General features: G+C 69.1%; 17 protein-coding genes and 1 riboswitch. Of the genes, 14 read left to right on the top strand and 3 right to left on the bottom strand.

What is annotated here, in order from left to right; all coding sequences use genetic code 11:
- Positions 1 to 62 precede the first annotated feature (62 nt).
- Positions 63 to 196: riboswitch (FMN riboswitch) on the top strand.
- A 134-nt stretch (positions 197 to 330) separates the two neighbouring features.
- Genes ribD through ribH form a run of 5 tightly spaced genes read left to right on the top strand, consistent with a single transcriptional unit; the run spans position 331 to position 4,372 of the window.
- On the top strand, positions 331 to 1,371 hold the full coding sequence (gene ribD, locus ACFCV3_RS34270) for a bifunctional diaminohydroxyphosphoribosylaminopyrimidine deaminase/5-amino-6-(5-phosphoribosylamino)uracil reductase RibD (protein WP_376037338.1): 1,041 nt from the start codon (positions 331 to 333) through the stop codon (positions 1,369 to 1,371).
- Positions 1,372 to 1,992 (top strand): riboflavin synthase, encoded by a 621-nt coding sequence (locus ACFCV3_RS34265; protein WP_376037336.1) that lies wholly within the window; start codon positions 1,372 to 1,374, stop codon positions 1,990 to 1,992.
- On the top strand, positions 1,989 to 2,663 hold the full coding sequence (gene pnuC, locus ACFCV3_RS34260) for a nicotinamide riboside transporter PnuC (protein ID WP_376037333.1): 675 nt from the start codon (positions 1,989 to 1,991) through the stop codon (positions 2,661 to 2,663). Before ACFCV3_RS34265 ends, pnuC begins: the two co-directional genes overlap by 4 nt.
- A complete protein-coding gene (locus tag ACFCV3_RS34255) occupies positions 2,664 to 3,902 on the top strand; it encodes a bifunctional 3,4-dihydroxy-2-butanone-4-phosphate synthase/GTP cyclohydrolase II (protein ID WP_376037330.1) in 1,239 nt (412 codons plus the stop codon).
- On the top strand, positions 3,902 to 4,372 hold the full coding sequence (ribH, locus tag ACFCV3_RS34250; RefSeq protein ID WP_376037328.1) for a 6,7-dimethyl-8-ribityllumazine synthase: 471 nt from the start codon (positions 3,902 to 3,904) through the stop codon (positions 4,370 to 4,372). The genes ACFCV3_RS34255 and ribH overlap by 1 nt, the downstream gene beginning before the upstream one ends.
- A gap of 90 nt (positions 4,373 to 4,462) precedes the next feature.
- Here the strand turns inward: ribH and ACFCV3_RS34245 are convergent, their stop codons facing one another.
- On the bottom strand, positions 4,463 to 4,996 hold the full coding sequence (locus ACFCV3_RS34245; protein WP_376037327.1) for a MarR family winged helix-turn-helix transcriptional regulator: 534 nt from the start codon (positions 4,994 to 4,996) through the stop codon (positions 4,463 to 4,465).
- Positions 4,997 to 5,051: 55 nt separating this feature from the next.
- Between ACFCV3_RS34245 and ACFCV3_RS34240 the strand changes: the two genes are divergently transcribed.
- A complete protein-coding gene (locus tag ACFCV3_RS34240; RefSeq protein ID WP_376037324.1) occupies positions 5,052 to 5,759 on the top strand; it encodes an SDR family NAD(P)-dependent oxidoreductase in 708 nt (235 codons plus the stop codon).
- Here the strand turns inward: ACFCV3_RS34240 and ACFCV3_RS34235 are convergent.
- A complete protein-coding gene (locus tag ACFCV3_RS34235; protein ID WP_376037321.1) occupies positions 5,749 to 6,699 on the bottom strand; it encodes a hypothetical protein in 951 nt (316 codons plus the stop codon). The genes ACFCV3_RS34240 and ACFCV3_RS34235 overlap by 11 nt on opposite strands.
- Positions 6,700 to 6,762: 63 nt before the next feature.
- Here ACFCV3_RS34235 and ACFCV3_RS34230 point away from each other — a divergent pair, with 63 nt between their 5' ends.
- The 5 genes from ACFCV3_RS34230 to ACFCV3_RS34210 all read left to right on the top strand — a co-directional run bounded on the left by ACFCV3_RS34230 (position 6,763) and on the right by ACFCV3_RS34210 (position 10,179).
- A complete protein-coding gene (locus tag ACFCV3_RS34230; RefSeq protein ID WP_376037318.1) occupies positions 6,763 to 7,749 on the top strand; it encodes a helix-turn-helix transcriptional regulator in 987 nt (328 codons plus the stop codon).
- 84 nt (positions 7,750 to 7,833) lie between these two features.
- Complete coding sequence (locus ACFCV3_RS34225) at positions 7,834 to 8,541, top strand: MBL fold metallo-hydrolase (RefSeq protein ID WP_376037315.1); 708 nt, start codon at positions 7,834 to 7,836, stop codon at positions 8,539 to 8,541.
- Positions 8,542 to 8,553: 12 nt separating this feature from the next.
- Positions 8,554 to 8,817, top strand: a complete 264-nt coding sequence (locus ACFCV3_RS34220; RefSeq protein WP_376037312.1) for a phosphoribosyl-ATP diphosphatase — start codon at positions 8,554 to 8,556, stop codon at positions 8,815 to 8,817.
- A gap of 47 nt (positions 8,818 to 8,864) precedes the next feature.
- Positions 8,865 to 9,713: an ATP phosphoribosyltransferase gene (hisG, locus tag ACFCV3_RS34215; RefSeq protein ID WP_376037309.1), complete on the top strand. Its 849-nt coding sequence runs from the start codon at positions 8,865 to 8,867 to the stop codon at positions 9,711 to 9,713.
- Position 9,714: 1 nt separating this feature from the next.
- Entirely contained in the window at positions 9,715 to 10,179 is a 465-nt protein-coding gene (locus ACFCV3_RS34210; RefSeq protein WP_376037306.1) for a PH domain-containing protein, read from the top strand.
- Here the strand turns inward: ACFCV3_RS34210 and ACFCV3_RS34205 are convergent.
- A complete protein-coding gene (locus ACFCV3_RS34205) occupies positions 10,157 to 11,041 on the bottom strand; it encodes an aldose 1-epimerase family protein (RefSeq protein WP_376037303.1) in 885 nt (294 codons plus the stop codon). The genes ACFCV3_RS34210 and ACFCV3_RS34205 overlap by 23 nt on opposite strands.
- Positions 11,042 to 11,228: 187 nt before the next feature.
- Here ACFCV3_RS34205 and ACFCV3_RS34200 point away from each other — a divergent pair, with 187 nt between their 5' ends.
- From ACFCV3_RS34200 to ACFCV3_RS34190, 3 genes are read left to right on the top strand one after another with little or no spacing between them, the layout of a single operon-like run.
- The gene (locus tag ACFCV3_RS34200) at positions 11,229 to 11,582 is read left to right on the top strand and encodes a YciI family protein (protein ID WP_376037301.1); all 354 of its coding nucleotides are present in this window, start codon (positions 11,229 to 11,231) and stop codon (positions 11,580 to 11,582) included.
- Entirely contained in the window at positions 11,579 to 12,808 is a 1,230-nt protein-coding gene (locus ACFCV3_RS34195) for an RNA polymerase sigma factor (protein ID WP_376037299.1), read from the top strand. Before ACFCV3_RS34200 ends, ACFCV3_RS34195 begins: the two co-directional genes overlap by 4 nt.
- Positions 12,808 to 13,395, top strand: a complete 588-nt coding sequence (locus ACFCV3_RS34190; protein ID WP_376037296.1) for a maleylpyruvate isomerase family mycothiol-dependent enzyme — start codon at positions 12,808 to 12,810, stop codon at positions 13,393 to 13,395. Before ACFCV3_RS34195 ends, ACFCV3_RS34190 begins: the two co-directional genes overlap by 1 nt.
- Positions 13,396 to 13,573 lie beyond the last annotated feature (178 nt).

Genomic DNA, 13,573 nt, shown 5'->3' with positions numbered 1-13,573 from the left:
TGTGACCTGCGTCGTGGCGGGGCTTGCCATCGGGGGCATACTGGAGTCACGAGTGAACCCACTCGCGTGCTCCGGGGTCGGTGAAATTCCGAGCCGGCGGTGACAGTCCGCGACCCGGCTGCTGAAGTTGGCAGCCGGTTGACCTGGTGGAATTCCGGGACCGACGGTGAAAGTCCGGATGGGAGGCAGCACGCGATCGGCGGGAGAGCTCCGACGTTCGCGAAGACGGTGCCCGGGCTGAGGCCTGCGCATAGCTGAGCGGTCGCGCGGAGAGCTGTACGTCGGTCGTCAACGGCCCCGGTGTGCGTCCGTGACGACGAGGGACCGTAAGTGACGAACGCAGGGCCTCATGTATCGCCGATCGACGTCGCCTGGATGCGGCGCGCGATCGAGCTGGCCGCCCGCGGGATCGGCAGCACCCACCCGAACCCGGTGGTCGGCTGCGTGATCACCGCCGCCGACGGCAATCCGGCCGGCGAGGGTTTCCATGCCGTGGCCGGTGGCCCACATGCCGAGGTCGAGGCGCTGCGGATGGCGGGACCACGAGCACGCGGCGGTACGGCGTACGTGACGCTCGAGCCGTGTAATCACACCGGCCGCACCGGGCCGTGTGCCGACGCGCTGATCGAGGCCGGCGTGGCCCGCGTGGTGTACGCCGTGCCGGATCCGAACCGGCAGGCGTCCGGCGGAGGCGACAAGCTTCGCAGCAAGAACATCCAGGTCGAGCAGGGCCTGCTGCAGGACGAGGCCGAGGCCGGCAACCACATCTGGCTGCACAGCGTGCGGACCGGACGCCCCTTCGTGACGTGGAAGTTCGCGACCACGCTGGACGGTCGCTCGGCCGCTCCGGATCGGACCAGCAAGTGGATCACCGGGCCGGCCGCGCGAGCCGACGTACACCGTCATCGGGCCGAGTGCGACGCGATCGCGGTCGGGACGCAGACCGTGCTCTCCGACGATCCCGAGCTCACGGTCCGGGATGCGAACGACGTACCGGCGCCGCGGCAGCCGCTGCGCGTAGTGGTCGGCGATCGGGAGATCCCAGCGACCGCGAAGGTCCGCAACGACCGGGCAGCCACGCTGCTGCTGCCCACCCACGACCCTGCCGAGGTACTGCGGCAGCTGGACGATCGCCAGATCCGGCACCTCTGGCTCGAAGGCGGGCCGACCCTGGCCGCCGCGTTCCTGCGCGCCGGTCTGGTCGATCAGATCGTCGCGTACGTCGCTCCGGCCGTCCTCGGCTCCGGGTTCGCCGCGATCGGTGACCTCGGTGCGGAATCGATCGGCCACCTGCGGCGCTTCAACCTCTTGGACGTCACCCGCCTCGGCGACGACGTCCGGCTGACCCTGTCTCCCCTGGGAGGGAAGTAGATGTTCACCGGAATCATCGAGGAACTCGGCACCGTCGAGGCGCTCGACCTGCTCGACGGCGACGCCGCGCGACTCACCATCCGCGGGCCCAAGGTGACCGAGGACGCCGGTCACGGCGACTCGATCGCGGTCAACGGCTGCTGCCTGACAGTCGTCGAGTACGGCGACGGCCTGTTCACCGCCGACGTGATGCACGAGACGCTCAAGCGGACCAGCCTCGGCTCGGTCGAGAAGGGCTCGAAGGTCAACCTGGAGCGCGCGGTCACCGCACACGCCCGGCTCGGTGGTCACATCGTGCAGGGTCACGTGGACGGCGTCGGCACGATCGCGAGCCGGACCCCGTCCGAGCACTGGGAGGACGTCCGGATCGCGGCCGGTCCGGAGATCCTCAAGTACATCGCCGAGAAGGGCTCGATCGCGGTCGACGGGGTCTCGCTCACCGTCACCGATGTCGACGACGCGACCGGCACCTTCGGGATCAGCCTGATCCCGACCACGCTCGAGCTGACCGTGCTCGGCGCCAACTTGGTCGGCGACACCGTGAACCTCGAGGTCGACGTGATCGCCAAGTACGTCGAGCGCCTGCTGCAGGCCGGAACCGTTGCTGGGGGCACCGAATGAACCCGATCGACTGGTTGCTGCACGCACATCTGGTGATCGGCGACTCGGAGCTGCGGGTCCGCGAGATCGTCGGCAACGTCTTCGGCCTGGCGAGCGCCCTGCTCGGGATGCGCCGGCTCGTCTCGGCCTGGCCGGTGGGCATCGTCGGCAACGTGCTGCTGTTCACCGTGTTCGTCGGCGGCATCTTCGGTACGCCGGAGGACAAGGACCTCTGGGGCCAGGCCGGGCGGCAGGTGTTCTTCTTCCTCGTCAGCGTCTACGGCTGGTACCAGTGGTACCAGACTCGTCACCACGGTGCGGCGGTAGCAGTGCGACCGCGCTGGGCAACCGGGCGGGAGCGGCTCGAGCTGCTGGGGATCGGCGTGGCGCTCTACGCGATCGGCTTCTTCGTACTGCGGGCGCTGGGTTCCTGGGGCCCGCAGTGGGATGCGTGGATCCTCACCGGCTCGATCCTGGCGACGTACGGGATGGCCCGTGGGTACGTCGAGTTCTGGCTGATCTGGATCGCGGTCGACCTGGTCGGCGTACCGCTGCTGATCCAGGCGGGGTTCTATCCGTCGGCCGCGATGTATGTGATCTACGGACTGTTCTGCGTCGTGGGCTTCGCGTCGTGGTGGAAGATTCAGAATCGTGAGCGGGTCAGCCCGCCGGAAGCTGTGGTGGTGGGTTAGATGGGTGACGTGCTGAAGCTCGACACGATCGAGCATGCGATCGACGAGATCCGGGCCGGGCGGCCGGTCGTCGTGGTCGACGACGAGGACCGGGAGAACGAGGGCGACCTGATCTTCGCCGCCTCCAAGGCGACGCCGGAGTTGCTGGCGTTCCTGATCCGGTACAGCTCGGGTGTCGTCTGCGTGCCGATGGAGGGCGCGGAGCTGGATCGGCTCGGTATCCCGCTGATGACCCCGCACAACCGCGAGCGGATGCGGACGGCGTACACGATCTCGGTCGATGCGCGGGACGGGATCACGACCGGGATCTCGGCGGCGGACCGGGCCCGGACAATTCGCGTGCTGTCCGATTCGGCCTCCGAGTCCTACGACTTGGTGCAGCCCGGGCACATCTTCCCGCTGCGGGCGCGGGAGGGCGGCGTACTGGCTCGTCCTGGTCACACCGAGGCCTCCGTTGATCTGGCACGTCTTGCCGGACTGAACACGACGGCAGTGATCTCCGAGCTGGTGAACGACGACGGCACCATGAAGCGCGGTCAGGATCTGCGGACGTTCGCCGACGAGCACGGGCTGGTGCTGGTCTCGATCGACGACCTGATCCGGTACCGGCGCCGTACCGAGACCCAGATCGAGCGGGTCGCGACCACCACCCTGCCGAGCCGGTACGGCGATTTTGTTGCCCACGGCTACCGAAACACGGTGGACGGTTCGGAGCAGCTGGCGCTGGTTCGGGGTGACCTGAAGGACGGGCCGGTGCTGGTCCGCCTGCACTCGGAGTGCTTGACGGGTGACGTGTTCGGGTCGCTGCGGTGTGACTGTGGTCCGCAGCTCGACGAGGCGATGCGGCAGGTCGCGGCTGAAGGTGGTGTGGTGGTCTACCTTCGCGGTCACGAGGGCCGGGGGATCGGACTGCTGCACAAACTGCAGGCCTACGAACTGCAGGACGCCGGCCGGGACACGGTCGAGGCGAACCTGGACCTCGGGCTGCCTGCCGACGCTCGCGACTACGCCGCCGGTGCGCAGATCCTGGCGGACCTGGGCGTGAGCGAGGTGCGGCTGCTGACGAACAACCCCGACAAGGTGTCGGGCGTCCAGGGGTACGGGATCGACGTGGTCGAGCGGCGCAGCATCTCGATCGACCCGACCGAACACAACCTGCGCTACCTGCGCACCAAACGCGACCGCATGGGCCACCATCTACCGGGCAGCCCCTCGACCGATGAACAAGGAGCCGGCTGATGTCGGGTAGTGGAGCACCAACGATCGAAGCCCCTCGCGCCGAAGGAGCCCGCGTCGCGATCGTCGCCGCGCTGTGGCACCCCAAGGTGACCGACTCGCTGGTCGCCGGTGCCATTCGCGCGCTCGACGACTCCGGTGTCACCGACTACAAAGTCATCCGCGTCCCCGGCTCCTTCGAGCTTCCGGTCGCGTCCCTGCACGCGGCCAAGGCCGGCTACGACGCCGTGATCGCGCTCGGCGTCGTCATCCGCGGTGACACCCCGCACTTCGAATACGTCTGCCAGGCAACCACCGACGGGCTCATGCAGGTCGGCGTCACCACCGGCGTCCCCATCGGTTTCGGCGTCCTGACCTGCGACAACGACCCCCAGGCCCTCGACCGCGCCGGCCTGCCGGACAGCCGCGAAGACAAGGGCTACGAGGCCACCCAAGCCGCCCTCTCCACCCTGGTCGCAGTCCGCGCGCTGTAGCACTAACGACAGGAGGTGTGCGCCGACTTCGGCGCACGCCACGCTCAGCGTGTTGCCGGGAAGGGCTTCCCGGTGGACTACCTCCTGTTGTTAATGCCGGTTGGTTCGGCTGGTGACGTCGTCCAGGAGTTGCTGGAGGGCGGTTGCGAGCTGGGCGCGGTTGTCCGGGGTTAGGGAGGCGACGAGTTCGGCTTCGCGGGTGAGGACCTGGTCGACGCTGCGCTCGATCAGGGCGTGGCCGGCCGGGGTGAGGGTGACGACGACGGCGCGGGTGCCGTCGGGGTCCGGGCGCCGGGTGACGAGGCCGGCGTCCTCGGCTCGGGTGACGCGCTGGGAGATGGCGCCGGCGGTGACGAGGGTACGGCGGGCCAGTTCGCGGGTGGTGAGTTCGTAGGGTTCACCTGCTCGGCGGAGGACGCTGAGGAGGTCGAGGGTGGCCGGGTCGATGCCGAGGTCGGCGAGGACGCGGCGGCGGTCGTCGGCGAAGAGCTTGGCCAGCCGCCAGAGCGGGGTGACGATCTCGATCGAGTCCGTCGGGGTGCCGGGGCGCTCGCGTTCCCAGGCGCGGGCGATCTCCGCGGCGGGGTAGGGGCTGGGGGCGTCGAGCGGGTAGTTGTCGGTCACTCGGTCATGCTACGTTTAGATCTAAACATTTAGGTCTAAACGTGAGGATGACGTGATGCGGACGATCGTGGTGACCGGGGGAGCGACCGGAATCGGCCGGGCGACGGCGGAGCTGTTCCGGGCGGACGGTGACGAGGTGGTGATCACCGGTCGCCGGGCCGAGACCCTGGCCAAGGCTGCAGCGGAGATCGGCGCCCGGCCGGTGGTGTGCGACGCGACCGACCCGGCCCAGGTCGAGCAGTTGCTGGCCGCGTTGCCCGAGCGCGTCGACGTACTGGTCAACAACGCCGGTGGGAACACCGACTTCGGCCGTCCCGAGGGGAGTCTGCAGCAGCTGAAGGACAACTGGCTGGCCAATCTCGAGGCCAACCTGATCAGCGCCGTACTGACGACGGCCGCGCTGGCGCCGCGGTTGACGACCGCCGTCGTCCACCTGGGATCGATCGCCGGCGCGCGGGGTTCTGGCTCGTACGGCGCTTCCAAGGCGGCGCTCGCGATGTGGAACGCCGATGTCGCGGCCGAGCTCGGGCCCCGCGGTATCAACTCGAACGTCGTCGCGCCGGGGTTCACCGCGGAGACCGAGTTCTTCCAGGGCCGGCTGACCGCCGAGCGGCGGCAGACGTTGCTGGAGGCAACGTTCACCAAGCGCGAGGGTGAGGTCGGCGACATCGCGGCCACCATCCACTTCCTCGCGTCGCCCGCCGCTCGGCACCTCACCGGCCAGGTCCTGCACGTGAACGGCGGCGCCCTGATTACCCGCTGATCCTGGTGTGCTCCATGAACCAGTTGGTGACCCACGTCGTACCGCCGTCGTCGGAGAAGTCCTGGTGCCAGGCGGCCTTGTCGGTGCCGGGGGTCCAGGTGAAGCGGACGTCGATCGGGCGGCCCTCCCAGACGTCGGGGCCCTCGAAGATGCCGAGACCGTCGTCGCCGAAGGACCCGATGACCGGGGTCTCCAGCTGGCCGCGAAGGCTGTTGATCCAATGGATCGACCAGGTCTTCGCGACCGGGTTGAACAGCCGCAGGGTGGCGCCGCGGAAGCCCTCGGTCGGGAACCAGCCTTCGTCGAAGCTGATCGCCCCGTCGAAGTACGTCGTCACCTGCATCTCGGACTCGACTTCGTACCACTCGTGCGGTTCGCCGAGGGCAGGCCGCCGACGGCGGTTGGCCATGTGCCAACGGCCGACGAGGAAGTCGAAGTCGCCGGTCACCTTGGGTACGTCGAGCGGCGGGGCCGGCGTGGTTCGGCGGGTGAAGTCCATCGTCCAGTTCACCTCCCACGTCTCACCGCCGTCTTCGGAGAATGCCTGCTCCCAGTGGGCGGTCTGGACGGTGATGCCGGACCACTCGTAGCTGCAGAGCACCGTGCGGCCGTCGACGATCTCTTCGCCGACCATGCGGCAGCTGGAGCCGTCGGGGGACCAGCAGCCGCGGACCGGCGGGCCGAGCTCCATCGTCGAGCTGCTCACCCACCAGATCGACCACTCCGAGGTCGTGGGATCGAAGAGGCGGACGGAGAGCCCGTAGGTGCCCTTGGTCGGGAAGCGCATCTCGTCGAGGCTGATCGCGCCGTCGAAGTAGGTCTTCGCGGTGGTGGTGCCGTCGTACTCGATCCATTCGCCGGCCACCAGTTGCCGGTGCCGGACGTCGAAGTCGCCGTTCAGGAAGTCGAAGTCACCGGTCGCTTTGGTCCATGTCGTCATACGGAACAGCCTGCCGCTGAAACCTGACAAAGCATGGCAGTGTTTCGGGATACTCTCGATGACATGCGTTCGAGCCGGCTGTTGTCGATCCTGCTGTTGCTGCAGACCCGCAGGCAGCTGACCGCGCGCGAGCTGGCCGATGAGCTGGAGGTGTCGCTGCGGACCATCTACCGGGACGTGGAGGCACTCGCCGCGGCCGGAGTGCCTGTGTACGCCGACCAGGGCCGGGCCGGCGGCTATCGCCTGGTCGAGGGGTACCGCACCAGGCTGACCGGTCTGACCGAGCAGGAGGCCGCTGCGCTCTTCCTGGTCGGCATGCCCGGTCCCGCCGCCGCGCTGGGGCTGACTGCCCAGACGAACGCCGCGGAACTGAAGCTGCTCGCCGCACTGGCGCCGGACCAGCGTGACCGGGCCGGGCGGCTCAAGAACCGCTTCCACCTCGACACGCCCGCCTGGTACGCCGACGCCGAGACCTCACCACACCTGTCCGCCGTGGCCGACGCCGTACTGCACGACCGCCGGATCAAGGTCCGTTACCGCCGCTGGTCCGCGCCCCGCGAGGTCGACCGCGTGCTGGAACCGCATGGACTGGTCCTGAAGAGCGGCAGCTGGTACGTCGTCGCTGCCACGGAGACCGGGATGCGGACGTACCGCGTCTCCAACATCCTCGAGCTCACCCCCACCGACGAACAGTTCACCCGGACCGGTGACTTCGACCTCCCGCAGTTCTGGCAGGACCACCTGCAGTACTTCGACCAGTCTCGTTTCACCGCCCAGGCAGTAGTCCGGGTCTCCGCCAACCTGGCCGCCCACATGTACGACGTCTCCTTCCCCCAGCTCGTCGCCGCCGTAGCCGCCACCGCCCCCGAGCCGGACGGCGCCGTCGTCGTCACCCTCCCGATCGAGTCCATCCCGAACGCCGCCGCCACCCTCGCCCGCTTCGGCAACGCCCTGGAAGTCCTGGAACCGCCCGAGCTCCGAGCCGAGCTGGCAACCCTCGGCCGCACCCTCACCACCCTCTACGGATCGCCCGAAGAACAGGACGTATAGGCCTACTAGGCGGCAGCGCCACGCTCAGCGCCGGCCGCGCCGAGGCTCAGCAGCCGTATACCTCCTGTCGTTAGAGTCGGCGACATGCTGCGACAGCTGACCGAGCGGGTGTGGTTCTTTCCGCACGATCCGGATGGGGACGCGATCAAGCCGTCGGTCGGGGTGATCGCGGATGAGCGTGGCAGCGTGGTCGTGGATGCGGGGAACGGGCCTGAGCACGCACGGGAGGTGCAGGCGGCGATCCAGCAAGCCGGACTGCCCGAGCCGCGGTGGCTGGTCTACACGCATCACCACTGGGACCACACCTGGGGCGCCTGCGCCTGGGAGGGCGTGACTGTGGTCGCCCACGCCGCAGCAACCGAGCTACTCCGCCACGAGGCGCAGCGGCCGTGGAGCCACCGCTACCTCCATGACGAGGTGAAACGGGAGCCCAAGCTCGGACCGAGCTTCCGGGCCCGAGCACTCGCCGTACCGGACTGGGACGGCTTCCGCATCGTCACACCGGACCGGACCTTCGACGACACGCTCACGCTCCCGACAGGCGTCGTACTGCGGCATCTGGGCGGCAACCACGCTCCTGACTCGCTCATGGTGCTGGCCGACGGGGTGGCGTTCGTCGGGGACGCCTTCTACCCGCCGCCGTTCCACGTCCGCACCGAGAGCGACACCCTGGATCACGGCATGGTCCGGCGGCTGCTGGCCGAGAAACACCCCTGGTACGTCGACGCCCACTCGGCGCCGCGCGGTCCGTCCAGCGGACCTGGGGACCCGGAGGCGGACGGCGCACCGTAGGCTGGGGCCGCGATGAAGACCTTTGAGGAGCTGTTTGCCGAGCTGGGCGACAAGGCTCGCACGCGGCCGGAGGGATCCGGGACCGTGGCGGAGCTGGATGCCGGCGTGCACACGATCGGCAAGAAGCTGGTCGAGGAGGCCGCCGAGTCCTGGATGGCGGCCGAGCACGAGGGCACGGAGCGGGCCGCCGAAGAGCTGTCCCAGCTGCTGTACCACGCGCAGGTCATGATGATCGCGCTCGATCTGAAGCTCGAAGACGTCTACCGACATCTGTAGGAGTTCCGCAGACCCACCGGTTCAGTTTCGACAGATTGGGCAGTGCCATGCTGCGCGTCGCAGTACCGAACAAGGGCTCCTTGAGCGAGTCCGCGATCGAGATCCTCACCGAGGCCGGCTACAAACAGCGCCGGACCACCAAAGACCTCTCCCTGACCGACGTCGCGAACGAGGTGGAGTTCTACTACCTCCGCCCGCGCGACATCGCCGTGTACGTCGGCGAAGGCACCCTGGACGTCGGCATCTCCGGCCGTGACCTGGTGCTCGACTCGCACGCCGACGCCGACGTGATCATGGGGCTCGGCTTCGGCAGCTCCACCTTCCGGTTCGCCGGTCCGCCCGGGGTGGCGACCTCGGTGAAGGACCTGGCCGGCAAGCGGATCGCCACCTCGTACGCCGGAGTCCTGTCCGACCACCTGGCCGAGAACGGGGTCGATGCCTCCGTCGTCCGCCTGGACGGCGCGGTCGAGTCGGCCGTCGCGCTCGGGGTGGCCGACGTGATCGCCGATGTCGTCGAGACCGGTACGACGCTTCGCCAGGCGGGGCTCGAGGTCTTCGGCGAACCGATCCTGCAGTCCGAGGCGGTCCTGCTCCGGCGGCACGGCGTGGAGGCCCCGCCGGCCGGTCTGCAGCAGCTCGTCCGCCGGATCGAAGGCGTTCTGATCGCGCGCAACTACGTGATGATGGACTACGACATCCCCGCCGACCAGATCGACGCGGCGACCGAGGTCGCGGCCGGTCTGGAGTCGCCGACGGTCTCGCCACTGCACCGGGCGGGCTGGGTCGCCGTCCGGGTGATGGTGCAGCGGGCCGAGGCGCAGCGCATCATGGATCAGCTGTGGGAGGTGGGAGCCCGTGCCATCCTCACCACAGACATTCACGCGTGCCGCATCTGAGATGAGCGCCACCGACCGGTTGCTGACGTTCCATCCGCGCAGTGTGGCGATCATGGCGTCGGTGATGGGGTTCTCGCTGATCGCGCTCTTCGGGGTGATCTGGACCCAGTTCGACCAGGGCACCAGGGACACGTTCAGCTGGTTCCAGCGGTTGACGCTGCTGGCGTTCTTCGGCGCCATCCTGTGGCTCCTCTACCGGATGGCCACGGTCCGGATCACGGCGTACGCGGACCGGCTCCACATCCGCAACGTGTTCAAGTCGTACACGCTGCCCTGGTCGGACGTCAGCGCGCTGCGGTTCCGCGCGGGCGATGCCTGGCTGCAGCTGTTCGATGCCGAAGGCAACCGGATCGGCGTACTGGCGATTCAGGCTGCTGAGGGTGGCCGGGCGAGCAAGGCCGCCAAGGAGCTGGCGGCCGTTGCCCGCGCACACGGTGCAGGACCTAGGCAGACACCCGGAAGCTAGTCTCGTGTGACTGACCGGGCTCCAGGACCACCAGGTCCTGCCCGGTCACGAACGCGTCCGGCGGACACGTCATCGGTTCCACGGCCAACGCCGTACGGCCGATCGCGCTCCCGGTGTAGAGCTGCATCCACGGCGTGTCCCCACTGAGGGTCGCCCGCGCACCGGAGTCCGGATCCGACAGGGTGACGGACCACGCGCTGCCCAATCCGGTGAAGGCGTTGTCGATGTCGAGCTCCCCGAGCACGCGGCCCGTGCTGAAATCGAACGGCGAACCGGTCACCGGCGCGAGCCCGATGGGCGATAGCCGGTCCGGCGAAACCTCCAACCACTCCGAGGCGCTGAACTCCAGCACGCACTCGTCGATCGGCCGCCCCACGCTCAGATACGGGTGCGCGCCGTACCCGTAGGGCGCTGCCGTGGCACCGATGTTCACGGCCGTCGCGGTCACGGTCAGCCCGTCGTCCAGGCGGTAGCGCAGCCGGAGTTCGAGCTGATGCGGGTACCCAGGCTGACCGTGCAACCGATGGCCGGCCTCCACGTACGCCGGGTCGCTGCCGTCGTCGAGGCGGATCCAGTTCGCCCACCGGGTCAGCCCGTGGATCGCGTTCCGCCGGGCCGGCTCGGTCAGGTACAGCTGCTGGTCGACCCCACCGAACGAATACTTCCCGTCGGTGATCCGGTTCGGCCACGGGAACAGGTGCTGCCCGATCCCCGCATGCGCCGGCTCGTCCGCCCCGAACCCGAGCAGCAACTCCCGCCCCTCGAACGTGAGCCCGCGCAACCCACCACCCACACTCACCACGGTCCCGGCGTACCCGCCGCTCGTGATCGTCCACTGGTCACCCGAAGGCAGCACGCTCATACCCCCATCCTCACAAATCCTGTCGGTAACGACACGTAATAGTCCGACCAGTGGCGCCGATCCAGGCGTGGCCGCTCCGGCAGCAGGCCGATTTCGGCCACCTCTACGTGTTCTTACCGACGGCCTGTCCATATCGGCCTGACCCGTTCGTGGTGATGCTGTAGACACGCCAACAGGAGGTAACGCCGTGAAGTACTTGCTGCTGATCAACGCCGGTGAACTCGACCTGACCGGGGGAGCGGTCGGGTGTGAGCCGGAGGACTGGATGCGGTTCGACAAGGAGATCACCGAGGCCGGGGTGGTCGTGGCGTCGGAGTCGCTGGCGGACCTGGTCACCCAGACCCGGGTGCAGGTGGACAACGACGGTCAGCGGACCGTGACGGACGGTCCGTTCGCCGAGACCCGTGAGGTGCTCGGCGGGTTCTACGTGATCGACGTCCCGGACCTGGACGTCGCGCTCGACTGGGCCGCCAAGTGCCCGGGCTCGCGAGCCGGCGGTTCGGTCGTCGTCCGGCCGGTCGCGGAGTTCCCGGGCGCATGACGATGGACCAGGTCGAGGCAGTCTTCCGGGAGGAGCGTGGCCGGTTGCTGGCTGCGCTGGCTCGGCGGTTCGGCGACCTCGACCTGGCCGAGGAGGTAGCCGCCGAGGCGATCGAGACGGCGCTGGTCCGCTGGCCGGTCGACGGCGTACCGCCGAACCCGGGCGGCTGGCTGATGACAACCGCCCGGCGCAAGGCGGTCGACCGGCTGCGCCGGGACCAGGTGTACGCCGCCAAACTCGCGATCCTGCAGGTCGACGCGGACCGGGCCGAACCGCCGCGACCTGGCGGAGAGTTCCCGGACGACCGGCTGGAACTGTTCTTCACCTGCGCGCACCCGGCGCTGGCTCCCGAGGACCGCGGCGCGCTGACGCTCCGCTGCCTGGCCGGACTCAGTACGCCGGAAGTCGCACGAGCGTTCCTCGTCCCGGTGGCAACGATGGCGAAGCGGATCGTCCGGGCCAAGGCGAAGATCCGCGACGCCCGGATCCCGTTCCGCGTCCCGTCGAAGGACGAGCTGCCGGAGCGGTTGCCCGGCGTACTGCAGGTGATTTACTCCGTCTTCACCGAGGGGTATGCGGCCAGCTCGGGACCGTACCTGCAGCGCCTCGACCTCGCCGAGGAAGCAATCCGGCTCGCGCGGATCCTGCACGGCTTGTTGCCGGGCGAGCGCGAAGTCGCCGGTCTGCTCGCGTTGATGCTGCTCGTGCACGCCCGCCGCGACGCCCGGACAGGTCCCGACGGGCAGGTCGTCCTGCTCGAGCACCAGGACCGGAGTCGCTGGGACCACGACCAGATCACCGAAGGCCGCGCGCTGGTCGTCAGCGCGCTGACCGGCGGCCCGGCCGGACCGTACGCCGTACAGGCCGCGATCGCCGCCGTCCACGACGAAGCCCCCACCTTCGCTAGCACCGATTGGCCGCAGATCGTCGCCCTGTACGACGTCCTGTCCGCGCTGGACGGGTCACCGGTGATCGCCCTCAACCGGGCCGCCGCGATCGCCTTCCGCGACGGACCCGAGGCCGCCCTGACTCTGCTCGACTCCCTGTCCGGCGAGCCTCGGCTGCGCGACTACCACCCGTACGCCCTGGCCCGGGCAGACCTCCTGCACCGCCTGGACCGCCGTACCGAAGCGATCGCCGCCTACGAGCAGGCGCTGAAGCTCGCCGGCTCCGACCCCGAGCGCGTGCACATCCGCGCTCGCCTGACAGCTCTTAAGGACATCTGATGGACTACTACCCCCGGATCGAGGCCGAACGCCTCGACCTCGCCGACTTCCTCGACACCTTGACCGACGCCGACTGGCGAGTCCCATCCCTCTGCCCCGCGTGGACCGTCCACGACGTCGTCGCGCACCTCACGCTCTCCACCCGCACCACGCTGTCCGACGTACTGCGCGGCGCGATCCGTGCCCGCGGCAACTGGGAGCGGATGGAGGCCGACGCAGCCGTCGAGCGGGCGGCCCGGTTCACGCCGGCCGAGCTGATCGCGCAGTTCCGCGAGACCGCGGCCTCGACCAAGCGCTCACCGGGCTCGAAACCGCTCGACACCCTCACCGACGCCCTCGTCCACGGCCAGGACATCGCGATCCCGCTCGGCCGCGAGCGGCAGATGCCCCTAGACCTCGCCCAGGCCGCGCTCGACCACGTCCTGAAGAGCCCCTTCTACGGCGCCCGCAAGCGCTTCCGCGGCACTCGCCTGATCGCAACCAACACCGACTGGTCAGCCGGCACAGGCTCCACCGAGCTGCGTGCACCGGTGCAGGACCTGCTGCTGGTCGCAACCGGCCGCAGACCATCACTTGTCACAGGGTAGGCCGGGTGCCAGCCTGACACCCATGAAGAGCCTGTACGCCGCCGTCGGCGGAATGGACGGGATGGCTCGACTCGCACCTGGTTAGCACGAGCGTGTGCTGCCCGACGAGATGGTGAGCCATCAGGCGCCGGCCCCGGCCGCGCTGCGCCCGCCACAGCGAGCGGTCCCCCAAGGCCAG

The organism is Kribbella sp. NPDC056345 (assembly GCF_042262745.1).
GTDB lineage: Bacteria > Actinomycetota > Actinomycetes > Propionibacteriales > Kribbellaceae > Kribbella.
Note: the sequence above shows the minus strand (reverse complement) of the source record. Positions and strands in the feature narration are given on the sequence as shown.

Bases quoted from the DNA above. Each gene is read 5' to 3' on its own strand.
- ACFCV3_RS34265 (WP_376037336.1), top strand. From the start codon at position 1,372: ATGTTCACCGGAATCATCGAGGAACTCGGCACCGTCGAGGCGCTCGAC.
- pnuC (WP_376037333.1), top strand. From the start codon at position 1,989: ATGAACCCGATCGACTGGTTGCTGCACGCACATCTGGTGATCGGCGAC.
- ACFCV3_RS34255 (WP_376037330.1), top strand. From the start codon at position 2,664: ATGGGTGACGTGCTGAAGCTCGACACGATCGAGCATGCGATCGACGAG.
- ribH (WP_376037328.1), top strand. From the start codon at position 3,902: ATGTCGGGTAGTGGAGCACCAACGATCGAAGCCCCTCGCGCCGAAGGA.
- ACFCV3_RS34240 (WP_376037324.1), top strand. From the start codon at position 5,052: ATGCGGACGATCGTGGTGACCGGGGGAGCGACCGGAATCGGCCGGGCG.
- ACFCV3_RS34235 (WP_376037321.1), bottom strand. From the start codon at position 6,699: ATGACGACATGGACCAAAGCGACCGGTGACTTCGACTTCCTGAACGGC.
- ACFCV3_RS34230 (WP_376037318.1), top strand. From the start codon at position 6,763: ATGCGTTCGAGCCGGCTGTTGTCGATCCTGCTGTTGCTGCAGACCCGC.
- ACFCV3_RS34225 (WP_376037315.1), top strand. From the start codon at position 7,834: ATGCTGCGACAGCTGACCGAGCGGGTGTGGTTCTTTCCGCACGATCCG.
- ACFCV3_RS34220 (WP_376037312.1), top strand. From the start codon at position 8,554: ATGAAGACCTTTGAGGAGCTGTTTGCCGAGCTGGGCGACAAGGCTCGC.
- hisG (WP_376037309.1), top strand. From the start codon at position 8,865: ATGCTGCGCGTCGCAGTACCGAACAAGGGCTCCTTGAGCGAGTCCGCG.
- ACFCV3_RS34210 (WP_376037306.1), top strand. From the start codon at position 9,715: ATGAGCGCCACCGACCGGTTGCTGACGTTCCATCCGCGCAGTGTGGCG.
- ACFCV3_RS34205 (WP_376037303.1), bottom strand. From the start codon at position 11,041: ATGAGCGTGCTGCCTTCGGGTGACCAGTGGACGATCACGAGCGGCGGG.
- ACFCV3_RS34195 (WP_376037299.1), top strand. From the start codon at position 11,579: ATGACGATGGACCAGGTCGAGGCAGTCTTCCGGGAGGAGCGTGGCCGG.
- ACFCV3_RS34190 (WP_376037296.1), top strand. From the start codon at position 12,808: ATGGACTACTACCCCCGGATCGAGGCCGAACGCCTCGACCTCGCCGAC.